Source organism: Pseudomonas sp. MDV22-iso1 (assembly GCF_058145095.1).
In genome coordinates this window covers 1-24,432 of record NZ_JBYVMF010000004.1, presented here as the reverse complement: position 1 = coordinate 24,432, position 24,432 = coordinate 1, and the positions used below count along the sequence as shown (strand labels likewise).

Sequence of the window (24,432 nt, the reverse complement as noted above, 5' to 3'; positions counted from 1 at the left end):
TGAATTTCACGTGGGCCTCAATTGATGAAGTGAGAGCCTGCATCGGAGTCGAAGATGAAAAACTGGCTGGACGAGATCAAGTGGGACGCCGATGGCCTGGTGCCCGCGATTGCCCAGGATCACAAGACCGGGCGCGTCCTGATGATGGCCTGGATGAACCGTGAAGCGCTGGAGCTGACCGCCGCCGAGAACCGCGCCATTTACTGGTCCCGGTCCCGGGGCAAGCTATGGCGCAAGGGCGAAGAGTCCGGTCACGTGCAGACCTTGCATGAGATGCGCCTGGACTGTGACGCCGACGTGATCATCCTGATGGTCGAGCAAGTCGGTGACATCGCCTGTCATACAGGACGCCAGAGCTGCTTTTATCGTGTCTTCGAGAACGGCGACTGGACAACCGTCGACCCGGTGCTGAAAGACCCGCATGCCATTTATTCCGCAGGACACAAACATGAGTGACACTCTGACCCGTCTGGCCCAGGTGCTGGAAGAGCGCAAAGGCGCCGCCGCCGATAGCTCGTATGTCGCCAGCCTGTACCACAAGGGCTTGAACAAGATTCTGGAAAAAGTCGGCGAAGAGTCGGTCGAAACGATCATTGCCGCCAAGGATGCCGCCATCAGCGGTGACTGCAGCGATGTGATTTACGAAACCGCCGACCTGTGGTTCCACAGCATGGTTATGCTCGCCCAACTGGGGCAGCATCCTCAGGCTGTACTCGATGAACTGGACCGTCGCTTCGGTCTGTCCGGACACGCCGAGAAAGCCTCGCGTCCGTCCGCCTGAACAACTATTAGAGAGGAGCAGCAACATGGGCATTTTTGACTGGAAACACTGGATCGTCATCCTGGTTGTTGTCGTTTTGGTATTCGGCACCAAGAAACTGAAAAACCTCGGGACTGACGTCGGCGAGTCCATCAAGGGCTTTCGCAAAGCCATGAACGATGATGAAAAACCGGCTGATCCAACCGTGACTCCGGCCCAACCGGTTCCGCCCGTTCAGCCTCAGACCACACCGGTAAACCAGCCGCACACCATCGATGTGCAGGCACAAAAAGTCGAAGAGCCAATCCGCAAAGACGTGTGAGCATAGACTAATGTTCGGTATCAGCTTCTCTGAACTGCTGCTCGTCGGCCTCGTCGCCCTGCTGGTATTGGGCCCCGAGCGCCTGCCGGGTGCTGCGCGTACGGCTGGCCTGTGGGTCGGGCGTCTGAAGCGCAGCTTCAACGCGATCAAACAGGAAGTTGAACGTGAAATCGGTGCTGACGAGATTCGTCGGCAACTGCACAACGAGCACATTCTGTCGCTGGAGCAGGAGGCGCGGAAGATCTTCTCGCCGACCCAGCAGGAGGCCACACCGGTTCAGCCTGCCGAACCGGTGACGACGCCAACGATCCATGCTCCGACGACGGAAGCTGCGCCCGCCACTGCGCCGACGGAAGCGGTGAAAGCCGTTGAACCGGCACCGGTCATGGCTCCCGCTGAACCTGTTGCTCCTGCCGCCGCGCCGACAATCACGGCGCCTCACGACACCCCATTGCCGCCGCGAGCCCCATGAGCGACCTTCCTGAAAATGACCAGCACATGCCGCTGGTTTCGCACCTCACCGAGTTGCGTACCCGTCTGCTGCGCTGTGTAGCGGCGATCTTCATCGTCTTTGCCGGTTTGTTCGCCTTTACCCAGCAGATCTATACCTTCGTCTCCACGCCGCTGCGGCAATACCTGCCAGTCGGCGCGACGATGATCGCCACCGACGTCTCGTCACCGTTCCTGACACCGCTGAAGCTCACCATGATGGTCTCGCTGTTCCTGGCGATCCCGGTGATCCTGCATCAGATCTGGGGCTTCATCGCACCAGGCCTTTACAAGCATGAGAAGCGCATCGCGGTGCCTTTGCTGGTCTCCAGCATTCTGTTGTTCTACGCCGGCATGGCGTTCGCCTATTACCTGGTATTCCCGCTGATCTTCAAATTCTTCGCCGCCGCCACCCCGGCTGGCGTGGAAATGATGACGGACATCAGCAGCTACCTCGACTTCGTCATGACGCTGTTCTTCGCATTTGGCGTAGCGTTCGAAATCCCGGTCGCCGTGGTGCTGCTGGTGTGGATCGGCGTGGTCGACGTCAAATACCTGAAGAAAATCCGTCCGTACGTGATCATCGGCTGCTTCGTGGTCGGCATGATCCTGACGCCGCCGGACATCTTCTCGCAGACGTTGCTGGCCGTTCCAATGTGGCTGTTGTTCGAGATCGGCATCCTGTTTGGCAGCCTGATCAGCAAACGTGGCGAGCACCCGGACGACCAGCCGGTTGACGATCACAACGACCAGCCGCCAGCGACCCAGCCGTGAACCTGCTGCTACTTGAAGAAGCTGATTTCATTGCAGCCGACCGGGCGATCCTGCGCGATCGCCGGTTGACCCACATGCAGGAAGTCCACCGATCTGAAGTCGGTGATAGCTTGCGTGTTGGCCGCATTGGCGGATTGATGGGTTCTGCCGAACTGCTGCGCCTGGACGCGGATGAAGCCGAATTGCGGGTCACCCTTGACCAGCCGCCACCGACCAAGCTGCCATTGACCCTGATTTTGGCCCTGCCACGCCCGAAAATGCTCCGCAGGGTGTTTCAGACCGTAGCGGCCATGGGTGTGCCGCGGATCATGCTGGTGAACAGCTATCGCGTCGAGAAGAGCTTCTGGCAAACGCCGTTCCTGGAGCCCGAGGCGATTCGCGAGCAGTTGATCCTGGGGCTGGAACAGGCCCGAGACACCGTGTTGCCGGAGATCGTCATAGAGAAACGCTTCAAGCCGTTCGTCGAAGACCGCCTGCCGGCCATCAGCGAAGGTACCCTCGGGTTGGTGGGCCATCCCGGCAACTACCCCGCCTGTCCTCGCGGTCTCGAAGAACCGGTGACCCTGGCCATCGGCCCGGAAGGTGGCTGGATCCCTTACGAAATAGACCTCCTGGGCAAGTCCGGTCTGCAACCGGTACAGCTCGGCGAACGCATTCTTCGCGTCGAAACAGCCGTCACTGCGCTGCTCGCACGCCTTTTCTGACACTCTTCCCTGAACACCGCACCCTGTAGGAGCTGCCGAAGGCTGCGATCTTTTGATCTTCGGTCATCTCACCAAACAAAAATCAAAAGATCGCAGCCTTCGGCAGCTCCTACAGGGCCGTGGGATGTCAGGTGAGTTGCGTCACATCCCTACAGAAACCGGCACACCTGCCGATAAAACTCCCATAAAACCTATGAGTGGTTCGAGGGAGTTTCAGCATGTACCAATGGCTAGCCGATAAACTGGGAAACGTCAGCGTCAATCGCAAGCTGGGGGTGGGTTTCGGCCTCGTTTTGCTGCTGACGATGTTGATCACCCTCACCGGCTGGACCGGCCTGAGCGGCGTGCTGAGTCGCGGTGACAAGCTGGGTTTCATTTCCAGCCTGATCGAGCTGAGCCAGGACCTGCGCATTGCCCGAATGAACTACGACATGCGTCGCGGCGAGCAAGGGCCGGGCGCGGTCAACGAAGTGCTGGGCGAACTCGACACCCGCCTGAAAACGGCACGTACGATGATTGAGCAACCTGCTGATGCCGCCATGGTCGACCAGCAAATCGCCGCCGTCGCCGAGTATAAGCGCGCCTTTGCCGACATGGCCCAAGCCACCGTTACGCGTGAAGATGCCCGCAGCAAACTCGGGGCGACCGCCGACAATGCCGTGGCTCAGGTCGCCACGGTCGAGAAGTCCATGCTGCAAGGCGAAAACGTTGCCGATTACAGCAACGTGATCGAGCTGAGCAAGCTGCTCCAGCAGGCGCGTTATCAGGTCCGCGGCTACACCTACAGCGGTAAGACCGAAGCAGAACAGCCCGCGCTGGACGCTATCGACAAGGCCCTGGAAAGCCTGGGAACACTCTCCTCAAAAGTGCCGGAACAGCACCTCACCAACCTCCAACAAGCCACTGAATCGCTAACGGCTTACCGCGCTGCCGTCAGCCAGTTCCGAGACTCGCAGACAGCAAACGCCACTGCTCTGAAACACATGGCCGCACAAGGCGAAATCCTGATCGACCTCAGCAAAAAACTGACGGCGTCGCAAACCGTCGTACGTGACACCGATGCCGCGCATGCCAAAAACATGCTGCTGCTGGCCACCCTCCTGGCCCTGGCGTTTGGTTTGCTCGCGGCCTGGGCCATTACTCGTCAGATCGTGATTCCTCTCAATCAGACTCTAAAAGTCGCCGAGCGCATCGCGGCGGGTGACCTGACCCACAGCCTCATCTCCCAGCGCCAGGACGAATTAGGCCAACTGCAGCGCGCCATCCAGAGCATGACGCAAGGGCTGCGCGAACTGATCAGCGGCATCAGCGATGGCGTAACGCAAATCGCCAGCGCTGCCGAGGAACTGTCCGCAGTCACCGAACAGACCAGCGCCGGGGTTAACAGCCAGAAGGTTGAAACCGACCAGGTCGCGACCGCCATGAACGAAATGACCGCCACCGTGCAGGAAGTTGCACGCAACGCTGAAGAAGCCTCAGAAGCCGCCGTTGCCGCCGACCAGCAAGCCCGTGAAGGTGACAAAGTGGTCGGTGAAGCCATCGCCCAGATCGAGCGCCTGGCCCTCGAGGTTGGCAACTCCACCGAAGCCATGGGTCATCTCAAGCGCGAAAGCGACAAAATCGGCAGCGTGCTCGACGTGATCAAGTCCGTGGCCCAGCAAACCAACCTGCTTGCCCTCAACGCCGCCATCGAAGCTGCCCGCGCCGGTGAGGCAGGACGGGGTTTCGCAGTGGTCGCCGACGAAGTTCGCAGCCTCGCTCAGCGCACCCAGAAGTCCACCGAAGAAATCGAAGAGTTGATCGTCGGCCTGCAAACCGGCACCCAGCACGTCGCCACTATCATGGACAACAGCCGCACCCTGACCGACAGCAGCGTCGAACTGACCCGCCGAGCTGGAGGTTCGCTGACCAACATCACCCGCACCGTGTCGGCGATCCAGTCGATGAACCAGCAGATTGCTGCGGCAGCCGAGCAACAGAGCGCCGTGGCTGAAGAGATCAACCGCAGCGTGCTGAATGTGCGTGATGTGTCGGAGCAGACTTCGGCCGCCAGTGAAGAGACTGCGGCGTCCAGTGTTGAGCTGGCGCGGCTGGGGACGCATTTGCAGATGCTGGTGGGGCGGTTCAGGGTTTGAGGTGATGGCCTGATCTCGGTGCACTCGGCACCGAGATCAGGCCATCGCCAGCAGGCTGGCTCCCACAGTGGATTTGTGGTGTTCACACCTAACCCGGTGGGAGCTAGCCTGCTAGCGATGAGCGGCCCTCAAGGTCGCCGCAGTTAGAGAACCTGGCGCAAAAACGCCTGCGCCCGCGGATCCTTCGGCGCATCGAAGAACTCTGCTGGCGAAGCATCTTCCAGCAGTTTCCCGTGATCGAAGAACAGCACCCGGTCCGCCACTTCCCGCGCAAAACCCATTTCATGAGTAACGCAGACCATGGTCATGCCTTCCAGCGCCAGGGTTTTCATCACATCCAGCACCTCGCCGACCATCTCCGGGTCGAGGGCCGAAGTCGGTTCATCGAACAGCATCACCTTCGGTTCCATCGCCAGCGCGCGGGCAATCGCCACGCGTTGCTGCTGGCCGCCGGACAGACGTGATGGAAATTCGTTGGCCTTTTGCGCAATGCCGACCTTTTCCAGCAACGCCAACGCCTTGGCCTCGCGCTCCTTCTTGCCGCGCTTGCGCACAACCTTCTGGGCCAGGCAAAGGTTCTCCAGCACGGTCATGTGCGGGAACAGATTGAAGTGCTGGAACACCATGCCGACTTCACGGCGGTAGGCGTTGACATCGGTTTTCGGGTCGGCCAGTTGCAAGCCGTCGATGCTCACCGACCCCGAGTCGAATTCTTCCAGGCCATTGAGGCAACGCAGGAAGGTCGACTTGCCGGAGCCAGACGGGCCGATCACCACCAGCACTTCGCCCCGTTTCACGTGCGTCGTGACGTTATCCACAGCACGAACCACCTGGCCACGGGTGTCGAAGACTTTTACCAGATCGCGAACTTCAATCACTTTGCGCGAGCCTCCGCTCAAGCCGGCTGGCGATTTTCGACAGCGGCAGGTTGATCAACAGATAAAGACCGGCCACGCAGAACAGGATTTCGAACGGCGAAAATGAGGTGGTGATGACTTCACGGCCGCTTTTTAGCAGCTCGGTGATCGCGATCACCGACACCAGCGAGGTGTCTTTCACCAGGCTGATGAACTGCCCTGCCAAGGGTGGCAGGACGCGTTTCAATGCCTGGGGCATCACGACATGGCGCATCGATTGGCCGGCGCTCAGGCCCAATGAACGCGCCGCTTCGTTTTGGCCGCGGGCGATCGACTGCACACCGGACCGAATGATCTCCGCAACATAAGCGCCAGTGAACAGCGAAAGCGCGGCGATCCCGGCGAATTCCCGGGACAGGTTCATCACGGTGCCGATGAAGAAGTAGAAAATGAAAATTTGTACCAGCAGCGGCGTGCCGCGCACCAGTTCGACGTAGATCGTCGAGAGGTCGCGCAACGTCGGGTTGTTCGACAGACGGCACAGGCCGGTGGCGAGGCCGATCAACAAACCGAGCACACCCGACACCACCGACAGCCACAAGGTCGTCCAAAGGCCCCACAACAGCGGACCTGCGGCCCAATGACGGGTGACACCAATGACATCGCCTTCAGCGACATCATCGCCTTGAGCGACTTGCAGGCTGTTGTCGTCCACGATCAGACGCTGTTCATCGCCAGCATCGTTGCGCAGGGTGACTTCAGCCTTGTCGCCCTTTCGCACCAGTTCACTGACGGTGGAGATATCGGCAGCGCGCTGGGACTCTTCGGCGTGATAGGCGAAGTATTGCGGCACACGGTTCCAGCGCCATTCGTATGACATCAGCGACGTGGCGTAATACAACGCGCCGGCCAGGCCGATCAGCACGAGCACGGTTAGAACGTGCCATGGCCATTGGGATTTTCTTTGTTTCATTTGTCAGCAGTTTCCAGAATTCGTGTCGCCAGGAACGGCGTCATCGAGCCAGTTCGCGGTCCTGTAGCAGCTGCCGAGGTACGAGGCTGCGTTGCGTGTCCGCAGGACCGCCCCAAAGGGCCGCTACGCAGCCCAGCGCAGCCTCGTACCTCGGCAGCTGCTACAGGGGGCGAGGCTGTTCGCGATTGGCGCTGAAGCCTTATTCCATATCCTTGAGCCAAGCGGTGTCTTTGAACCACTTGTCATGGATGCGATCGTAGGTGCCGTCTTCGTGGATCTGGTGCAGGAAGTTGTTGATGAAGTTGATGCTGTCGTAGTCACCTTTCTTCAAACCAAAGGCCAGCGGCTCGTAGGTGAACGGCTTGTCGAGGAACACCAGCTTGCCGGCACCCACTTTGTTCACCGCTACAACGTTGTACGGCGCGTCGTAGATGAACGCGTCGGCCTTGCCGTTGACCACGTCAAGCACGGCTTCCTGCTCGTTGTCGTAGCCGTGGTATTTGGCTTTGGAGATCAGCTTTTTGGCGACCATTTCGCCGGTGGTGCCTAGCTTGGAGGTGATGCGGTAGTCGGCGGTGTTCAGGTCTTTATAGGACTTGATGGTGCCTTCGAGCTCCTTGCGGATCAGCAGGGTCTGGCCGACCACGATGAAGGGGTCGCTGAAGTTCAGGCGCAGGTTGCGTTCCTGGGTCAGGGTCATGCCACTGCCGATCATGTCGAACTTGTCGGTCATCAGGGCCGGGATGATGCCGTCGTAGCCGGTGGACACCAGCTCCAGCTTGACGCCCATGGCCTTGGTCATGGCTTTGAGGATGTCGACTTCGAAACCGATGATTTCGCCGCGCTTGTTGGTCATTTCGAACGGCATGTAGGTCGGGTCCATCCCGACTTTCAGCGTGCCGCGCTTGACCGCGTGATCGATGGCACCGGCCTGCGCCGTGTTGATTGCAACCAAAGCCGTGACGCCGACCAGCAGCATCGAAAGATACTTCTTCATCATCAAGTCCCCAAAACCATTGCGGTGTGAGGCACGCAATCGGCGGTTTTCCCTGGAAAACCGGCAGATACGAACAGAAAGCTGTCCGGGCGCACCAATTCGGGGACGGATGCTAACGTAGCCTCGGAGGATTTGTTAGACGCAAAAGCAAAAGATCGCAGCCTTCGGCAGCTCCTACAGGGTCGGGTTAACACCGAACAACGTAGGAGCTGCCGAAGGCTGCGATCTTTTAATGGCCCCCCGCTTCATCTGGCAGCGGGGGCCATGCTCACGCCAACTGAGGCTGTGCGCTCAGCGGTTTGAGCGGGAGCAACGGTGCATGGGGATCGGCTTTCACCGATTTGCGCCAGGCTTCCAGCCACTCGGGGTGACCTTCGTTCCAGATTTGCTCATGCAGACGACCCAATGCCACAGGGTCACTGAGCAACTGCAAGCGCTCGTTGTTGTTCAGACCTGCGGGCCCGACCTTCAACGCGTGGCGCACACGCTCGACGCGCAGCCACTCAATCGGCTCGGCCTGACCGTGACGGGAGGTCGCCAGCGAGCACGCCAAGGCATTCTGCTGTGGATCGACTACCGACCGGATGAAGCCGTCGTTCAGCGCGTGATAACGGTTTTCATGAGTGTACTGGTCCGTTGCCACCAGCGCCTGCGGCGGATTGTATTCCTCAGGGATCAGGAACAGGCTCTCGTCACGGGACTTGAGGCCCAGGCCGACACGACTGGAAATCACCGACACCGGAATCGACAACATCAACGAACCGACGATCGGCACCAGCCACCACAGGAAGCTCGGGTTCAGCCAGATCACCAGCAGCGCCCAGAAGAAGCCCAGCAAGGTCTGCGGACCATGGCGTTTTACCGCTTCGCTCCACGGCGTGGAGTCATCGTCACGTTGTGGCGAGTTCCAGGTCGCGGCCCAGCCGAGGAACGCAGCAAGGACGAAACGGGTGTGGAAAATCATCCGCACCGGCGCCAGCAGCATGGAGAACAGCATCTCCAGCAGCATCGACATCGTCACCTTGAACTTGCCACCGAACTCTTTCGCGCCCTTGGCCCAGATCAGGATGATGCTCAACAGCTTCGGCAGGAACAACAGCACGACTGTGGTCGAGAAAAGCGCGACCGCCTTGTCCGGATGCCATTGAGGCCATAGCGGATAGAGCTGCCGGGGTTCCATGAAGTACTGCGGTTCCATCAGCGTGTTGACCGCCAGCAGCGCCGTCGACAGCACCAGGAAGAAGAACCACAGAGGCGCCGACAGGTAAGACATCACGCCTGTCAGGAACACCGCGCGGTGAACCGGGTGCATGCCCTTGACCAGGAACAACCGGAAGTTCATCAGGTTGCCGTGGCACCAACGACGGTCACGCTTGAGTTCGTCCAACAGGTTGGGCGGCAGTTCTTCGTAGCTACCCGGCAGATCGTAGGCAATCCACACGCCCCAGCCGGCACGGCGCATCAGCGCGGCTTCAACGAAGTCGTGGGACAGGATCGCACCAGCAAATGCGCCTTTACCGGGCAATGGCGCCAGGGCGCAATGCTCGATGAACGGCTTCATGCGGATGATCGCGTTGTGACCCCAGTAGTGGGATTCGCCCAACTGCCAGAAGTGCAGACCGGCGGTAAAAAGCGGGCCGTAAACACGGGTGGCGAACTGCTGCATGCGTGCATACAGCGTGTCCATGCCCGATGCACGCGGCGCGGTCTGGATAATCCCGGCGTCCGGCGTGGCTTCCATCAAGCGCACCAGACTGGTCAGGCATTCACCGCTCATCACGGAGTCCGCGTCGAGCACGACCATGTACTTGTAGTCACCGCCCCAGCGACGGCAGAAGTCGTCGAGGTTGCCGCTTTTGCGTTTGACGCGACGGCGACGGCGGCGGTAGAAAATCTTGCCGAAGCCTTTTGCTTCACGGCAGACGTCCAGCCAGGCTTGCTGTTCGGCGACGCAGATGTCTGCATCGTTACTGTCGCTGAGTACGAAGAAGTCGAAGCGGTCCAGGTCTCCCGTGGCGGCTACCGACTCGAACGTTGCTCGCAGGCCGGCGAAAACCCGCGGCACATCTTCGTTGCAGATCGGCATCACCAACGCGGTGCGCGCGTCCTTGGCGATCGGCTCATTGCCAGCACTTTTACCGGAGATACGGTATTTATCGTGACCGGTGAGCAACTCGAGGAAGCCCATCAGTGCTGTCCAGAAACCGGCCGATACCCAGCAAAACAGAATCCCGAACAGAATCAGGATGCTGGTTTGCAGTGCATACGGCAGTACTTGCGTGGCCGTTTGCAACAGCGGTTGATGCAGCACTTCGTTGAGGTCGACAAACGACCAGCCCTGGTACGGCATGATGCCTTTCATGTACCAGCCAGCGACGATCGTCTGGCCAAGCATCAGCACCAGCAATATGTAACGACGGATCGATCCCACCGTGCGCCAGCGTGCAGCCGGCAGCACACGTTCATCCTTCGGCGGAGCCGGCGGATTGGTGCGACCGGTCAGGCGACGCCAGCCGCGCACCAGAATGTTGGTGCGCCACGGCTCTGGCACGACTTTGGTCCGACGAATCGGCGGGGTTGCCTTGAGGCATACCCGGCCACTGGCATCCAGCACCAGCATTTCCGCGTCTTGCAGTTCTTCAGCGGTGCTCAAGGTCAGGCGCTTGCCGACCGAGGCCTGGGCGGCCTCGCTCGGTGCGTCGAACGTCGAGGACGACAGGCGTTGATGCAGTTCACTGAACGACTGGCAGCCCGCGAGTTCCGCGCGCTGCTCGTCGGTCATCGGCAGATGCGCCAGATACTCTGCAAGAGTCTCCGGCTGTACTTGAGAATTACTCATCGGCAGGCAACTGGTAGCTCCAGGTCTCGGTCAGGACTTGTTCAGTCGGTGCCGATTCCGGTGTGGCTGGGGCCGCGTCGGCAGCTGCAGGCTGCTTGGCGTCTTTGTTGTCCTTGTTCTGGGTATCCGTTGCCGGCTTGGCATCGGCCGGTTTGGCCTCTGCCTGCTTGGCTTCTTTAGCTTCCTTGTCCGCCTTCTCCTGCTGCTTGGCGGCAACCTTGTCGGCCTTGGCTACAGAAGAGTTGGAGACCGGGAGCGACGTCTTGGCGAGATCGGCAGGCACGATGTTCTGCACCAGGGCCGCACGCATCTCGGTGGACTTGCTCGGATCCTTGATCTTCATGCGCAGCGTCAGGCGCCAGCCCTTGGTTTCAGGGTTGTAGCGCACGCTGTTCTCGACCAGCTCGGCGTTATCGCCAACGCTGACCTGACTGCGAACATCGGTATCCGGCGACAAAGCCGCCAGGGATGGACCTTCAAAGTCCACCAGGTAAGCAACGCTGCCATCCGGCTGACGGATCAGGTTGGACTGCTTGACGTCACCCGTGGAGCGCAAGGTCTGGCTGACCCAGGCGCTGTCCGGTGCGTGCAGCGCAGCTTCGTCGATGGTCCAGTGCATGCGATAAGCGACGTCCAGCGGCTGGCCAGGCTCAGGCAGCTTCTCCGGGCTCCAGAACGCAACGATGTTGTCGTTGGTTTCATCGGCCGTCGGGATTTCCACCAGGTCTACAGAACCCTTGCCCCAATCGCCTTTTGGCTCGATCCAGGCACTTGGGCGTTTGTCGTAACGGTCATCCAGGTCTTCATAGTGGCTGAAGTCGCGGCCACGTTGCAGCAAGCCAAAACCACGCGGGTTTTCGACTGCGAAGTTGCTCACGGCAAGGTGTTTAGGGTTGTTCAGCGGACGCCAGATCCATTCGCCATTGCCGGCGTGGATAGCCAGACCGCTTGAATCGTGCAGCTCGCGACGGTAATTCAGCACTTTGGAGGGCTGGTTGGCACCGAAGAGGAACATGCTCGTCAGCGGAGCGATACCCAGCTTGGTAACCTTGTCGCGCAGGAACATTTGCGCCTTGACGTCGACAACGGTGTCGCTGCCTGGACGCAGGGTCAGGCGGTAGGCACCGGTCGCTCGCGGCGAATCCAGCAGCGCGAAAATTACCAGCTGCTTGTCGCCCGGCTTCGGCTGTTCAATCCAGAATTCGGTGAAACGCGGAAACTCTTCGCCGGACGGCAAAGCGGTATCGATGGCCATGCCGCGAGCGGACAAGCCATAGGTGTGACCTTTGCCGACAACGCGGAAATAGCTCGCGCCCAGCATGGTCATGATTTCGTCTTGCTTGTCGGCTTTGTTGATCGGGTACAGCACACGGAAACCGGCATAACCCAGTTGTTCAGTGGCCTTAGGATCAAACTTCACATCGCCGAAATCGAAACGACTTGGGTCGTATTTGATCTCTTCGACGGTATTAGCCGTGATTTCGTTGATTTTCACCGGCGTATCGAAATGCATACCCTGGTGATAAAAGGACAGCTTGAACGGGGTTTTTTGATCGGCCCATTCGGCTTTTTCGGTGCGGAAACGAATTTTTTGATAGTCCGCGAATTTCATCTCGCGGAATTCGTTCGGCAGATTACTGCGCGGGGCTTCGTATTTCTGCCCGGCCAACTCTTTTGCTTTGGCCGATACATCATCCAGACTGAAAGCCCAAAGCTGACCGGCGCTGAGCAGGCAGAGCAGTGCAGAGCCCGCTACCAGAGCGCTTCGGAACCGTTTGGCAGACAATTTTGGAGCATTACAGGGACTAACAATCACGAGCAACCCTCGCCGAAAACAGATCAAAAAACCAACGGCCAGTTAAAGTGCCTGCACGGTGTACGGTATCGAAAACCCGACCCTGCGAACGACTCTTGCCAAGTTGGCGAGCATTGTTCCGACTCCTATGGGGCAAAATGATTCCCCAAGAGGTCCAGGACAAGTCTCTACCTAAGTCAAAAATGGGCCAACGAACGCTGATCCCCGTAGCGCGCGATTATCTAGCAGGCCGCGTTACAACGCATCAGGGGTAACAAAGTATTTATCGCGAAAAACCCCTGCTTTCAGTCGAAAAGGGCTTAAAAAGTTGTTTCAAGCGCTTTCAGGTCTGTAACAGGAAGGTGACCGGGCCATCATTGACCAGGTGCACCTGCATATCCGCGCCGAATCTACCTGATGCCACAGTGCCATGCACTTGTTTCGCTTTGTTTAATAGATAGTCGAAAAGCTCTTCACCCAAGGCCGGAGGGGCGGCGGTCGAAAAACCCGGGCGCAACCCGCTGCGTGTGTCGGCGGCGAGGGTGAACTGAGAGACCAGCAGCAGCCCGCCACCGACATCGGCCAAGGACAAATTCATTTTGCCTTCAGCGTCACTGAACACCCGATAGTTAAGCAGCTTATGGAGAAGTTTGTCGGCGCTGGCCCGCGTATCGTCGGGTTCGACCGCCACCAGGACCAACAAACCCTGGTCGACCGCGCCGACCACCTCGCCTTCTACTTCGACTCGCGCGCCTCGCACGCGCTGCAACAACCCCTTCATGCTTCTTCTGGCGCCAGGTCGAGCATACGCCGCGCCATCAGGTCGGCGGCACGCACCAGTGCATCGGTGATGCCAGGTTCGGAGGCCGCATGGCCGGCGTCACGGATGACTTGCAGTTCGCTGTTGGGCCAGTTCTGGTGCAACTCCCAGGCGTTATCCAAGGGGCAGATAACGTCGTAGCGGCCATGGACGATCACGCCAGGCAAGTGGGCGATCTTGCCCATGTCACGAATCAGCTGGTTCGGTTCAAGAAACGCATTGTTGGTGAAGTAGTGGCATTCGATACGGGCGATCGACAGGGCGCGTTGCGGCTCGGAGAAACGATCGACGACCAGCGGGTTCGGACGCAAGGTAGCGGTCCGCCCTTCCCATGTGGACCAGGCCTTGGCCGCGTGCATCTGGGCGATCTGATCGTTGCCGGTCAGGCGTTTGTGGAATGCCGTGAGCAAGTCGCCGCGCTCGTCCATCGGGATCGGCGCGATGTAGTCCTGCCAGTAATCCGGGAACAGACGGCTGGCGCCAGCCTGGTAGAACCACTCGATTTCTTGCGGACGGCAGAGAAAAATCCCGCGCAGGATCAGACCGTGCACGCGCTCCGGGTGGGTCTGCGCGTAAGCCAGCGCCAGCGTCGAACCCCAGGAACCGCCGAACAGTACCCATTTCTCGATACCCAGGTGTTTACGGATTCGCTCAAGATCGGCGACCAGATCCCAGGTGGTGTTGTTTTCCAGGCTGGCGTGGGGCGTGGAGCGACCGCAGCCGCGCTGGTCGAAGGTGACAATGCGATACAGGTTCGGATCGAAGTAACGACGGCTCTGGGCATCACATCCGGCGCCGGGACCGCCGTGGATGAACACCACCGGCAAACCTTCCGGTGAACCGCTTTCGTCAACGTAGAGTGTGTGGGTTTCATCGACGGCCAGATCGTGCCGGGCGTGGGGTTTGATCTGCGGGTACAAAGTCTGCATTGCGCGCTCCGTAAGGGGTCGAGGTCATCCCTGGGGGGACTACTATTATTCTGCCGTGAGGCATCATAAACCCGAATTACGTGAATGAGCATGTCCTGTGTAGGAGCGAGCTTGCTCGCGAAAAACGTGAGGGTACATATTCATCCAAGTGCCCCCCGTTATCGTTAACGTCCATCGCGAGCAAGCTCGCTCCTACACGTTTTAGCCTCGATAACGCGCCTGACCCCACGCCAGCAATCCTTGCAACAATTCCTTCAGCACCACCTGAGTCGGTGCCGCGAGATCAGGCCGGTAACGGAACGGCTCGAACTCTTCCATGTACGTGCACTGCCCCAGTTCAAGCTGCACCGCATGAATGTTCTCGGCCGGGTTGCCGTAGTTTCGGGTGATATGGCCGCCCTTGAAGCGGCCGTTCAGCACATGGCTGTACTCGCCGTGGCGCGCACAGATCGCCTCCAGCTGCGACGCCAATTGCGCATCGCAACTGGCACCATTGAAGGTGCCCAGGTTGAAGTCCGGCAGCTTGCCGTCGAACAGGTGCGGGATGATCGAGCGAATCGAATGCGCATCGAACAGCAATGCATAGCCGAATTCGGCTTTGAGTCGAGCCAGCTCGTTCTGCAAGGTGCTGTGATACGGCGTCCAGATCTGCTCCAGGTAGGTCGCCCGCTCTGCCGCCGACGGCTCCATGCCTTCACGGAACAACGGAATGCCGTCGAACAGCGTCGCGGGATACAGACCGGTCGTGGCACCCGCATATAAAGGCTTGTCATCGGACGGACGGTTCAGGTCGATGACAAATCGCGAGTACTCGGCAGCCAGGGTACTGGCACCCAGTTCAGCGGCAAATTCATAAAGCGTGGGGATGTGCCAGTCGGTGTCCGGCAAGCTGCGCGCATCGGGGATCAACCCGGCTTCGACCGCAGGTGTCAGGCGCAAGCCGGCGTGAGGCATGCTGATCAGCAGCGGCACACGGCCTTGTTTGAAGTTCAGAACCTTATCCACAACTGTTCTCCTAAACGCTCGTTTCGACGCCGTGACGCACGACGCGTTTTTCCAGATCACCGCCCAGCCAGTACGAAAGGTCGGCAGGACGATCGATTTGCCAGGCAACAAAGTCCGCAACCTTGCCGACCTCCAGCGAACCGTGGGTGTCCGCCATACCCAAAGCGCTGGCGGCATGAATTGTCGCGCCGGCCAGGGCTTCTTCCGGGGTCATGCGGAAACAGGTGCAGGCCATGTTCAGCATCAGGCGCAGCGACAGCCCAGGCGAAGTGCCGGGGTTCAGATCGCTGGCAATGGCGATTTTCACACCGTGTTTGCGCAAGGCGTCCATTGGTGGCAACTGGGTTTCACGCAGGAAGTAGAACGCCCCCGGCAGCAGTACCGCGACGGTGCCGGACTTCGCCATGGCGATGGCATCGTCTTCGGTCATGAATTCCAGATGATCGGCAGACAGGGCGTGGTACCGCGCGGCCAGACTCGAGCCATGCAGCGACGATAGTTGTTCGGCATGCAGCTTCACCGGCAATCCGAGTTCCTGTGCGGCAATGAATACCCGCTCGACCTGCTCCGGAGAAAACGCCAGGTATTCGCAGAAGGCATCCACCGCATCCACCAAACCTTCGGCAGCCAGCGCCGGAAGCATATCGGCACAGATGTGATCGATGTAGGCGTCGGCGCGATCCACGTATTCCGGCGGCAGGGCGTGAGCGGCCAGGCAGGTGGTGCGCACGCTGACCGGCAGTTCGGCGCCAAGGCGCCGGGCCACGCGCAGCATCTTGCGCTCGTTGTCCAGGTTCAGGCCGTAGCCGGATTTGATTTCGATGCTGGTGACGCCATCGCGCATCAGGCTTTTCAGACGCTTGGCGGCGCTGGCGAACAGTTCGTCTTCGGTTGCGGCGCGGGTGGCGCGAACGGTGCTGGCGATCCCCCCCCCTTTGGCGGCGATTTCCGAGTAGCTGACGCCTTGCAGACGCTGTTCGAATTCGCCGCTGCGGTTACCGCCGAACACCGTGTGGGTGTGGCAGTCGATCAGGCCCGGTGTAACCCAGGCCCCTTTCAAATCGTTGACCGCCGGGTACTCGCCGGACGGCAATTCGCTGCGCGGGCCAACCCACTCAATGTGCGCACCGGACGTCACGATGGCCGCGTCCTCGATGATCGAGTAGACGCCTTGCGCCATGGTTGCGACGTGGCAGTGTTGCCAGAGAGTTTTCATCCCTTAGTCTCCACAGTATTCAAAATAGAATCGCCAGCAGGCTGGCTCCCACAGTTGGAATGCGTACCTCTGTGGGAGCCAGCCTGCTGGCGATGAGTCCATCACAGGCTAGGCAAAAGCTTGGTCGACACCAGCTCGTTCAAGCAACGCGTCGCCAACAACTCAGTCGCGGCATTAATGTCCGGCGCGAAGAAACGGTCTTTCTCATAGAACGGCACTTCCTTACGCAGAATCCCACGTGCTTTTTCCAGCTTCGCCGAAGTCTTCAAGCCTTCACGCAAGTCCAGGCCCTGGCACGCTGCCAGCCATTCCACCGCAAGAACACCGCGGGTGTTTTCGGCCATCTCCCACAGACGCTTGCCTGCAGCGGGCGCCATGGACACGTGGTCTTCCTGGTTGGCCGAGGTCGGCAAGCTGTCCACGGAATGCGGATGGGACAATGCCTTGTTCTCGCTGGCCAATGCGGCAGCCGTCACCTGGGCGATCATGAAACCGGAGTTCACGCCGCCATTGGCCACCAGGAACGGCGGCAGTTGCGACATGTGCTTGTCCATCATCAGCGAAATACGACGCTCGCTCAGGGAGCCGATTTCCGCGATCGCCAACGCCATGTTGTCAGCGGCCATGGCCACTGGCTCGGCGTGGAAGTTACCGCCAGAAATCACATCGCCTTCAGCCGCGAACACCAGCGGATTATCCGAGACTGCGTTGGCTTCGATGGCGAGCACTTCGGCGGCCTGACGGAACTGGGTCAGGCAGGCGCCCATGACTTGTGGCTGGCAGCGCAGGGAGTACGGGTCCTGAACCTTCTCGCAGTTCTGATGCGAATCGGACACTTCGCTGCGCTCGCCGAGCAGATCGCGGTAAGCGGCCGCGGCGTCGATCTGGCCTTTCTGGCCACGCGCGGCATGGATACGGGCGTCGAACGGTGAGCGCGAACCCAGCACGGCTTCCACCGTCAACGCACCCAGCGCAACAGCACCAGCGAACAGGTCTTCACCTTCGAACAGACCACGCAGCGCATAAGCGGTGGACACCTGAGTACCGTTGAGCAGCGCCAGACCTTCTTTCGCCGCCAACGTCAGCGGGGTCAGGCCGGCCACTTTCAGCGCTTCGTTCGCCTCCAGCCATTCGCCTTTGTAGCGCGCCTTGCCTTCGCCCAGCAGCACCAGCGACATGTGCGCCAACGGCGCCAGATCACCCGAGGCGCCGACGGAGCCCTTCAATGGAATGTGGGGATAAACCTCGGCGTTGATCAGGGCGATCAACGCGTCGATCACCACCCGGCGAATGCCGGAGAAGCCACGGCTCAGGCTGTTGACCTTGAGCACCATGACCAGACGCACCAGTGCGTCGCTGATCGGTTCGCCAACACCGGCGGCGTGGGACAGCACCAGCGAGCGCTGCAGGTTTTCCAGGTCTTCGCTGGCGATGCGGGTCGAGGCCAGCAGGCCAAACCCGGTGTTGATGCCGTAGGCAGTACGGTTCTCGGCGAGAATCTGTTCCACGCACGCGACACTGGCTTCGATCTGGGCCGAAGCGCTGCTGTCGAGGGTCAGTTGCACGGGCTGCTGATAGATATCACGCAGTTGGGCGAGGCTCAGCTGGCCGGGAATCAGGTTTAGGGCTGTCATTTTGTGCTCCTTTTGAGAGTTGTAAATGCTCTCTGTTTAGAGAGGCAGACCAGACGCTCCGGAAATGTCCGTTGTCCGTCGCTTCCCCCTTTTTGAGGGGGCTGGCGCCTTGGCACGCTGGTTTTGGATAAAAATCAGTTCAGATTGGGCAAAGCCTTGTGCAGCAAATTCGGTTCTTTCAACACACTGGCCGCAGCGGCAATGTCCGGCGCCAACCAGCGATCCTGATCGTAAGCCGGGACACGTTCGCGCAGCAGACGCCACGCCGCATCGGTGCCAGCACCAAAGCGCTGTTCTTTCAGGAACTCGAATGCCTGGGCCGCCAGCAAGTACTCGATGGCGAGAATCTGCGTACAGTTTTCCAGGGCGCGGTGCAGCTTCAGCGCTGCATTGGTGCCAAGGCTCAGGTGATCTTCCTGCAGGCCGGAGGTGACGTAGTTATCGAGCACGGCCGGTTGCGCCAGTTGGCGGTTTTCCGCGCACAGCGAAGCGGCGACGTATTGCACGATCATCATCCCGGAGTTCACGCCCGGGTTGGCCACCAGAAAGGCCGGCAGGCCGCTGACGTGTGGGTTGATCAAGCGATCCAGGCGACGCTCGGCGATGGAGCCGATCTCCGCCATGGCAATGGCCAGCAGGTCCGCCGCCATGGCTACAGATTGGCCATGCGGGTTGGCCTGGGACACCACGCGGTACTTGTCCGCAGTGCCCAGCACCAGCGGATTGTCGGTGGCGCTGTTGAGTTCGGTTTCGATCTGACGGGTCGCGTGCACCAGTTGGTCACGCGCGGCGCCGTGCACTTGCGGGATGGAACGAATGCTCAGGGCGTCCTGAGTCCGAATGCCTTTGCTCTGGGCAATCACTTCGCTGCCGTCGAGCAAGGCGCGCAGGTTGATACCGACCTGCTGCATACCCGGATGCGGCTTGAGCGCGATGATTTCGGCGTCAAAAGCGTCGATCTGCCCGCGCTGGGCTTCGAAGCTCATGGCACCAATCACGTCGGCCCACTGCAACAGATGCTCGGCGTCGGCAATGGCCAGGCAGCTCAGGCCAGTCATGCACGGCGTGCCGTTGACCAGGCACAGACCATCTTTGGCACCCAGTTTGACCGGTTGCAGCCCTTCTTCCGCCAAGGCCTGCTGCGCGGAGACGATGTGCCCGCGGTAGCTGACATTGCCGACACCCAGCAGCGCGATGCCGATGTGCGCCATGTGGGTCAAATAGCCCACGGAGCCCTGGGACGGCACTTGCGGGGTGATGCCACGGTTGAGCAACGCCAGCAGCGCTTCCACTACCTGGCGGTGCAGGCCGGATTTGCCGTGGCTGTAGTTGATGACCGCGGCGCACATGATCGAGCGAGTCTGCTCGTCGGCCAGCGGCGCGCCAACGCCACAGGCGTGGCTGAGCAAGGTGTTGCGCGACAACTGGCTGAGCTGTTCATCCTGCAGCGAGACGTTGCACAGCGCGCCCAGGCCGGTGTTGATGCCATAGGCGCGTTCGCCACTGGTGACGATGCGCTGGACGATCGCCTGAGCATTCTCGATCCGCGCCCAGATCGGCGCCGACAGTTCAAGTTGTGCGCCATGCCGAGCGACGGCGACGACGTTCTGCCAAGTGACTTGCGCTTCGGTGATAACGATTTTTTCAGCCTGGGACATCATTGACCTCAATCCGGAATATTGATGCAGCTTCACTGCTCGCGATGGGGCCAGCCCAGCCAACACAAATGATCTAAACCACCGCAGCCCGACGCTGCACGAACCGGTCGACATACTCATCCGCTGGCGAATGCAGGATCTCGCGCGGCGTGCCGACCTGGATCAGGCGGCCGTCCTTGAGGATCGCAATGCGATTGCCGATGCGCACGGCCTCGTCGAGGTCGTGGGTGATGAAAACGATGGTCTTGTGCAGGGTCTTTTGCAGCTCCAGCAACTGGTCCTGCATCTCCGCACGGATCAGCGGATCGAGGGCGCTGAAGGCTTCGTCCATCAGGATGATGTCAGTGTCCGCCGCCAAGGCGCGGGCCAGGCCCACACGCTGGCGCATGCCGCCCGAGAGCTGGTGCGGGTATTTGTTTTCGTAGCCTTTGAGGCCCACGGTGTTGATCCAGTGCAGGGCACGCTCGGTGCACATCTGCTTGCTCTCGCCGCGCACTTTCAGGCCGTAGGCGACGTTGTCCACCACGGTCTTGTGCGGCAGCAGGCCGAAGCTCTGGAACACCATGCTGATCTTGTGCCGACGAAATTCGCGCAAGGCTTCCATGTCGTATTGCAGGATGTCCACGCCGTCCACCAGGATCGCGCCGCTGGTGGGATCGATCAGGCGATTGAAGTGGCGAACCAGCGTCGACTTGCCGGAGCCCGAGAGGCCCATGATCACGAAAATCTCACCGGTACCGATGCTCAACGACAAGTCGTTCACACCCACCACGCAGCCGGTTTCGGAAAGCACCTGATCCTTGGTCTTGCCTTGGCCAACCATGGCCAGCGCATCCTTGGAACGGTTGCCGAAAATCTTGAAGACGTTTTTGACTTCGATCTTGCTGATGGCTTCGTTGCTCATTTGCTCACCTCATGCCGTGGCCGACCATACGCCTGAGTAATGCGGTCGATGACCACTGCCAGAATCACGATCGCCAGACCGGCTTCCAGGCCTCGTCCAACGTTGAGGGTCTGAATCCCCACCAACACATCTTCACCCAGGCCACGGGCACCGATCATCGAGGCAATCACCACCATCGACAGGGCCATCATGGTGGTCTGGTTGATCCCGGCCATGATGCTTGGCAGGGCCAGCGGCAGTTGCACGCCGAACAGTTGTTGCCAGCGGTTGGCACTGAAGGCGTTGATGGCCTCCATCACTTCTCCGTCGACCTGGCGAATGCCCAGATCGGTCAGGCGGATCAGCGGCGGCGCGGCGTAAATCACGGTCGCGAAAATCGCCGGCACCTTGCCCAGGCCGAACAGCATCAGTACCGGGATCAGGTACACGAAACTTGGCATGGTCTGCATGATGTCGAGCAACGGCATCAGTACCGAACGCAGGCGATTGCTGCGCGCCGAGAGGATGCCCAGCGGAATGCCGATCAGCACCGAAATCACCGTCGCGACCATCATCAGAGCGAGCGTCTGCATCAGCTTGTCCCAGAGGCCAACCGCCCCCACCAGGAACAACAAGCCGACAATGACAGCGGTGGTCACGATCTTGCGGGTCGCGTGCCAGGCCACACCTGCAACGATTGCCAGCATCAGCCACCAGGGCGCCGCACGCAGCAGGCCTTCAAGGTTGACGATGGCCCACAACAGGGTGTCTGAGATGTGTCGGAACACATCGCCGTAATTGGTCACCAGCGAATCGACCCAACCGTTGACCCAGTCGGCGATGGAAAAGGTAAAGCTTTCGGGAAACATAAGAGACTCTCAATCAAGGGGTTGCGATACAGCACCCGACTGCCGTCGCCGGCAGTCGAAGAAGCTGGACCTACAAAGCCGCGTCGATCTTCTTGGCTGCGTCTTCGCTTACCCACGCATGCCAGACTTCAGGATGTTCCTTGAGGAAGATTTTCGCCAGCTTCGGCGAAGCAATCCGCTCCTTCGCCATGCGCCCCAGGTTCTGGTTCAGCAGGTCGATCGGCAGGTTGACCTTTTCCAGCACGGCCACCAGTTCCGGGGCCTCGTCGTGGAAGGTTTTGGACAGGCCGACCTTGATGGTCACGCTCTTGTCCACGCCCGGTTTCTCTTCAAGCTTGACCAGGTCGACCTGCCCCATCAGCGGCGTCGGCGACCAGTAGTAGAACAGGATCGGCTCGCCACGCTTGTAGCTCGACAGCACCGCTGCATCCAGCGCCGGGCCGGTGCCTGGGCGGAAGTTGGTGTAGGTGCTTTCCAGGCCGTAGCTCTTCAGCATCTCGCTGTTGTCCAGCTCACAGGTCCAGCCGGCCGGGCAGTTGTAGAAACGGCCTTTGGACGGTTCTTCCTGATCCTTGAACACGCTGGCGTACTTGGCCAGATCAGCAATGTTTTTAAGGTCAGGCGCCTTGGCTTCCAGCTTGCGATTGGCATCGCCTTCGATCACGTAGCGCGGTACGTACCAGCCTTCGACAGCGCCCGTAATCGGAGCGCCCACACCGACGACCTTGCCGGCCTTCTCGGCCTTGTTCCAGACTTCACTACGCCCCACCCATTCTTCGGCGAAGACTTGAATGTCGTTGCTGCTCAGGGCGTTTTCCATGGTGATGGAGTTGCCTGGCAAGCTGTCGGTCTTGCAGTCGTAGCCTTTCTCCAACACGACTTGCAGCACGTCGGTCAGGAGCATGCCGCTTTCCCAGTTGAGGCCGGCGAACTTCACCGGTTTACCGGATTCGCACCAACCGGCTGCCTGGCTGGCGCCGGCGCTGGCGAGCAGGCCCATGGAAATCAATGTAGTCAGCAGGGTCTTGTTCGATTTCATTGTTGTGACGCTCCTAATCATGAGTTGGCTTACGGCAGTCAAGAGGCATCCAGCCCTGTCCTCGTCCAATCAGGCCCGCGCCGCAGCGCGACTGGCCCCGCTCGTTACTGGTTGTACAACACTGTCCTGCTCGACCGGCAAAATCAGTTGATCGGGCACTGAGCCGTGCCATTTTTTCGCACACACGTAATACAGGGCTGCAGGAAGCACCAGACCAATGATCCAGGAGATATCCACATCACCCAGGGCCGCTACCAGCGGACCGGTATAGAACTTGGTGGAGATGAACGGTAGCTGCACCAGTACACCGAAAACATAGACGCTGATACCCAATGGGTTCCAACGGCCGTAGCGACCTTTCGGATCGGACAGGGCTGGCACGTCATAACGCTCGCGAGTGATGCAGTAGTAGTCCACCAGGTTGATCGCGCTCCATGGCGTAAAGAACGCCAGCAGGAACAGGATGAAGGACTTGAATGCACCGAGGAACGAGTGCTGGCCGAGCAAGGCAATCAGGGTCGCGGTTCCTACAATGACCAGCACGAAGACCAGGCGCTGCAAGGGCGTGACCTTCAGCTCACCACGGAAGCCGCTGATGATGGTCGCAATGCACATGAAGCTGCCGTAGGAATTGAGCGTGGAGATGGTGACCTTGCCGAAGGCGATGCTGAAGTACAGCAGCGCGGCGGTGGCACCGGTCCCGCCCAGACCCACGATGTAGGCGACTTCGTGACCGACGAACTGGCCGTTGGCCGATGCAGCGGCGAACACGCCGAGGATCATTGCCACCTGTGCGCCAATGACCGAACCCGCGCCAGCGGCGAAAAAGGTCTTCACCGAGGAAGTCTTGCTTGGAAGGTAGCGCGAATAGTCAGCCACGTAAGGGCCGAAGGCGATCTGCCAGGACGCCGCGAGTGATACAGCCAGCAGGAAGCTGCTCCAGCTGAAGTGGCGGATTTCCAGCAGTGCGCCAACGTCCGTCTGGCTCATGAGACGGCTGAACAGGAAAACGAAAGCAATCACGCCAATGACACTGGCGACGCGGCCAATCCAATGGATCACCCGATAGCCGAGCACCGTGACCAGCACGATGACACTGGCAAAAATGAGGATACCGACGCTGTCGCTGACGCCGAACAACTGGCCCAGCGCCTGGCCGGAAAGTACGGTGCCCGTGGCAGTGAAACCGAGGTACATCAAGCAGACCAGTACGATCGGGATGGCCGCGCCATAAACACCGAACTGTACCCGGCTGGAAATCATCTGTGGCAGGCCAAGCTTGGGCCCTTGCGCCGCATGCAACGCCATCACCCCGCCCCCCAGCAGTTGACCGATCAACAGACCGATCAACGACCAGAACACATCACCACCCAGCACCACGGCCAAGGCCCCGGTGACAATCGCAGTGATTTGCAGGTTGGCCCCCATCCACAGGGTGAACTGACTCAATAGACGACCGTGTCTTTCCGCTTCCGGGATGTAGTCGATCGAACGTTTCTCGATCAACGGTTTGTTGCCTGCACGATCGTTGTTTACAGCCATGATTCAACCTCTGTGGATTGTTATTCTGGGTTGGTGTGGTCCCTGTAGGAGCTGTCGAGTGAAACGAGGCTGCGATCTTTTCTGAAGATCAAGATCAAAAGATCGCAGCCTTCGGCAGCTCCTACAGTGTCCTGCGTTTATTTACCGGTGATCATCGGCAGGTTCAGGCCTTGTTCCTTGGCGCAGTCGATC

General features: G+C 59.8%; 22 protein-coding genes and 1 pseudogene. 8 read left to right on the top strand and 15 right to left on the bottom strand.

Annotated features, from left to right (window positions below):
- The first annotated feature begins 54 nt into the window (after positions 1 to 54).
- The 8 genes and pseudogenes from hisI (at position 55) to AC3ZVB_RS06415 (ending at position 5,184) form a co-directional block, all read left to right on the top strand.
- Positions 55 to 456, top strand: a complete 402-nt coding sequence (hisI, locus tag AC3ZVB_RS06450) for a phosphoribosyl-AMP cyclohydrolase (protein ID WP_162440012.1) — start codon at positions 55 to 57, stop codon at positions 454 to 456.
- On the top strand, positions 449 to 781 hold the full coding sequence (locus AC3ZVB_RS06445) for a phosphoribosyl-ATP diphosphatase (RefSeq protein ID WP_007899279.1): 333 nt from the start codon (positions 449 to 451) through the stop codon (positions 779 to 781). The genes hisI and AC3ZVB_RS06445 overlap by 8 nt, the downstream gene beginning before the upstream one ends.
- A gap of 25 nt (positions 782 to 806) precedes the next feature.
- Positions 807 to 1,082, top strand: coding sequence for a twin-arginine translocase TatA/TatE family subunit (locus tag AC3ZVB_RS06440; RefSeq protein WP_162440011.1), 276 nt, complete (start codon positions 807 to 809; stop codon positions 1,080 to 1,082).
- 10 nt (positions 1,083 to 1,092) lie between these two features.
- Positions 1,093 to 1,554 (top strand): Sec-independent protein translocase protein TatB, encoded by a 462-nt coding sequence (gene tatB / locus AC3ZVB_RS06435; protein ID WP_194691679.1) that lies wholly within the window; start codon positions 1,093 to 1,095, stop codon positions 1,552 to 1,554.
- Positions 1,551 to 2,345, top strand: coding sequence for a twin-arginine translocase subunit TatC (gene tatC, locus AC3ZVB_RS06430; RefSeq protein ID WP_162440009.1), 795 nt, complete (start codon positions 1,551 to 1,553; stop codon positions 2,343 to 2,345). Before tatB ends, tatC begins: the two co-directional genes overlap by 4 nt.
- Positions 2,342 to 3,049, top strand: coding sequence for a 16S rRNA (uracil(1498)-N(3))-methyltransferase (locus AC3ZVB_RS06425; RefSeq protein ID WP_490146104.1), 708 nt, complete (start codon positions 2,342 to 2,344; stop codon positions 3,047 to 3,049). The genes tatC and AC3ZVB_RS06425 overlap by 4 nt, the downstream gene beginning before the upstream one ends.
- A gap of 218 nt (positions 3,050 to 3,267) precedes the next feature.
- Positions 3,268 to 4,329: pseudogene (locus tag AC3ZVB_RS06420) on the top strand (methyl-accepting chemotaxis protein); the annotation flags it as partial.
- On the top strand, positions 4,321 to 5,184 hold the full coding sequence (locus AC3ZVB_RS06415) for a methyl-accepting chemotaxis protein (protein ID WP_490146238.1): 864 nt from the start codon (positions 4,321 to 4,323) through the stop codon (positions 5,182 to 5,184). The pseudogene AC3ZVB_RS06420 and the gene AC3ZVB_RS06415, both read left to right, overlap by 9 nt.
- Positions 5,185 to 5,327: 143 nt before the next feature.
- Here the strand turns inward: AC3ZVB_RS06415 and AC3ZVB_RS06410 are convergent, their stop codons facing one another.
- From AC3ZVB_RS06410 to AC3ZVB_RS06340, 15 genes are all read right to left on the bottom strand, one after another.
- Positions 5,328 to 6,062 (bottom strand): amino acid ABC transporter ATP-binding protein, encoded by a 735-nt coding sequence (locus tag AC3ZVB_RS06410; protein ID WP_123361152.1) that lies wholly within the window; start codon positions 6,060 to 6,062, stop codon positions 5,328 to 5,330.
- Positions 6,055 to 7,014: an amino acid ABC transporter permease gene (locus AC3ZVB_RS06405; RefSeq protein WP_194691682.1), complete on the bottom strand. Its 960-nt coding sequence runs from the start codon at positions 7,012 to 7,014 to the stop codon at positions 6,055 to 6,057. Before AC3ZVB_RS06405 ends, AC3ZVB_RS06410 begins: the two co-directional genes overlap by 8 nt.
- A gap of 199 nt (positions 7,015 to 7,213) precedes the next feature.
- Positions 7,214 to 8,011, bottom strand: a complete 798-nt coding sequence (locus tag AC3ZVB_RS06400) for a transporter substrate-binding domain-containing protein (protein WP_490146103.1) — start codon at positions 8,009 to 8,011, stop codon at positions 7,214 to 7,216.
- A 268-nt stretch (positions 8,012 to 8,279) separates the two neighbouring features.
- Positions 8,280 to 10,850, bottom strand: a complete 2,571-nt coding sequence (mdoH, locus tag AC3ZVB_RS06395; protein WP_162440004.1) for a glucans biosynthesis glucosyltransferase MdoH — start codon at positions 10,848 to 10,850, stop codon at positions 8,280 to 8,282.
- Positions 10,843 to 12,666 carry a glucan biosynthesis protein G gene (locus AC3ZVB_RS06390; RefSeq protein WP_490146102.1) on the bottom strand — a complete coding sequence of 608 codons (1,824 nt, stop codon included), beginning with the start codon at positions 12,664 to 12,666 and terminating at the stop codon, positions 10,843 to 10,845. The genes mdoH and AC3ZVB_RS06390 overlap by 8 nt, the downstream gene beginning before the upstream one ends.
- A 322-nt stretch (positions 12,667 to 12,988) precedes the next feature.
- Complete coding sequence (dtd, locus tag AC3ZVB_RS06385; RefSeq protein ID WP_162440002.1) at positions 12,989 to 13,426, bottom strand: D-aminoacyl-tRNA deacylase; 438 nt, start codon at positions 13,424 to 13,426, stop codon at positions 12,989 to 12,991.
- A complete protein-coding gene (gene pip / locus AC3ZVB_RS06380; RefSeq protein WP_162440001.1) occupies positions 13,423 to 14,394 on the bottom strand; it encodes a prolyl aminopeptidase in 972 nt (323 codons plus the stop codon). The genes dtd and pip overlap by 4 nt, the downstream gene beginning before the upstream one ends.
- Positions 14,395 to 14,595: 201 nt before the next feature.
- Positions 14,596 to 15,399: an N-formylglutamate deformylase gene (gene hutG / locus AC3ZVB_RS06375; RefSeq protein ID WP_490146101.1), complete on the bottom strand. Its 804-nt coding sequence runs from the start codon at positions 15,397 to 15,399 to the stop codon at positions 14,596 to 14,598.
- Between the two features lie 10 nt (positions 15,400 to 15,409).
- Positions 15,410 to 16,615, bottom strand: coding sequence for an imidazolonepropionase (gene hutI, locus AC3ZVB_RS06370; RefSeq protein ID WP_490146100.1), 1,206 nt, complete (start codon positions 16,613 to 16,615; stop codon positions 15,410 to 15,412).
- Between the two features lie 101 nt (positions 16,616 to 16,716).
- On the bottom strand, positions 16,717 to 18,249 hold the full coding sequence (hutH, locus tag AC3ZVB_RS06365) for a histidine ammonia-lyase (protein ID WP_490146099.1): 1,533 nt from the start codon (positions 18,247 to 18,249) through the stop codon (positions 16,717 to 16,719).
- Between the two features lie 134 nt (positions 18,250 to 18,383).
- Positions 18,384 to 19,907, bottom strand: coding sequence for a histidine ammonia-lyase (gene hutH / locus AC3ZVB_RS06360; RefSeq protein WP_490146098.1), 1,524 nt, complete (start codon positions 19,905 to 19,907; stop codon positions 18,384 to 18,386).
- A 73-nt stretch (positions 19,908 to 19,980) separates the two neighbouring features.
- The gene (locus AC3ZVB_RS06355; protein WP_194691688.1) at positions 19,981 to 20,811 is read right to left on the bottom strand and encodes a quaternary amine ABC transporter ATP-binding protein; all 831 of its coding nucleotides are present in this window, start codon (positions 20,809 to 20,811) and stop codon (positions 19,981 to 19,983) included.
- Positions 20,808 to 21,659: an ABC transporter permease gene (locus AC3ZVB_RS06350; RefSeq protein ID WP_490146097.1), complete on the bottom strand. Its 852-nt coding sequence runs from the start codon at positions 21,657 to 21,659 to the stop codon at positions 20,808 to 20,810. Before AC3ZVB_RS06350 ends, AC3ZVB_RS06355 begins: the two co-directional genes overlap by 4 nt.
- Positions 21,660 to 21,729: 70 nt before the next feature.
- The gene (locus tag AC3ZVB_RS06345; protein WP_162439994.1) at positions 21,730 to 22,698 is read right to left on the bottom strand and encodes an ABC transporter substrate-binding protein; all 969 of its coding nucleotides are present in this window, start codon (positions 22,696 to 22,698) and stop codon (positions 21,730 to 21,732) included.
- Between the two features lie 69 nt (positions 22,699 to 22,767).
- Complete coding sequence (locus AC3ZVB_RS06340) at positions 22,768 to 24,240, bottom strand: purine-cytosine permease family protein (RefSeq protein ID WP_490146096.1); 1,473 nt, start codon at positions 24,238 to 24,240, stop codon at positions 22,768 to 22,770.
- Positions 24,241 to 24,432 lie beyond the last annotated feature (192 nt).

Coding starts and splice junctions, on each gene's coding strand:
- hisI (WP_162440012.1), top strand. CDS start 55: ATGAAAAACTGGCTGGACGAGATCAAGTGGGACGCCGATGGCCTGGTG.
- AC3ZVB_RS06445 (WP_007899279.1), top strand. CDS start 449: ATGAGTGACACTCTGACCCGTCTGGCCCAGGTGCTGGAAGAGCGCAAA.
- AC3ZVB_RS06440 (WP_162440011.1), top strand. CDS start 807: ATGGGCATTTTTGACTGGAAACACTGGATCGTCATCCTGGTTGTTGTC.
- tatB (WP_194691679.1), top strand. CDS start 1,093: ATGTTCGGTATCAGCTTCTCTGAACTGCTGCTCGTCGGCCTCGTCGCC.
- tatC (WP_162440009.1), top strand. CDS start 1,551: ATGAGCGACCTTCCTGAAAATGACCAGCACATGCCGCTGGTTTCGCAC.
- AC3ZVB_RS06415 (WP_490146238.1), top strand. CDS start 4,321: ATGACGCAAGGGCTGCGCGAACTGATCAGCGGCATCAGCGATGGCGTA.
- AC3ZVB_RS06405 (WP_194691682.1), bottom strand. CDS start 7,014: ATGAAACAAAGAAAATCCCAATGGCCATGGCACGTTCTAACCGTGCTC.
- AC3ZVB_RS06400 (WP_490146103.1), bottom strand. CDS start 8,011: ATGAAGAAGTATCTTTCGATGCTGCTGGTCGGCGTCACGGCTTTGGTT.
- mdoH (WP_162440004.1), bottom strand. CDS start 10,850: ATGAGTAATTCTCAAGTACAGCCGGAGACTCTTGCAGAGTATCTGGCG.
- dtd (WP_162440002.1), bottom strand. CDS start 13,426: ATGAAGGGGTTGTTGCAGCGCGTGCGAGGCGCGCGAGTCGAAGTAGAA.
- pip (WP_162440001.1), bottom strand. CDS start 14,394: ATGCAGACTTTGTACCCGCAGATCAAACCCCACGCCCGGCACGATCTG.
- hutI (WP_490146100.1), bottom strand. CDS start 16,615: ATGAAAACTCTCTGGCAACACTGCCACGTCGCAACCATGGCGCAAGGC.
- hutH (WP_490146099.1), bottom strand. CDS start 18,249: ATGACAGCCCTAAACCTGATTCCCGGCCAGCTGAGCCTCGCCCAACTG.
- hutH (WP_490146098.1), bottom strand. CDS start 19,907: ATGTCCCAGGCTGAAAAAATCGTTATCACCGAAGCGCAAGTCACTTGG.
- AC3ZVB_RS06355 (WP_194691688.1), bottom strand. CDS start 20,811: ATGAGCAACGAAGCCATCAGCAAGATCGAAGTCAAAAACGTCTTCAAG.
- AC3ZVB_RS06350 (WP_490146097.1), bottom strand. CDS start 21,659: ATGTTTCCCGAAAGCTTTACCTTTTCCATCGCCGACTGGGTCAACGGT.
- AC3ZVB_RS06345 (WP_162439994.1), bottom strand. CDS start 22,698: ATGAAATCGAACAAGACCCTGCTGACTACATTGATTTCCATGGGCCTG.
- AC3ZVB_RS06340 (WP_490146096.1), bottom strand. CDS start 24,240: ATGGCTGTAAACAACGATCGTGCAGGCAACAAACCGTTGATCGAGAAA.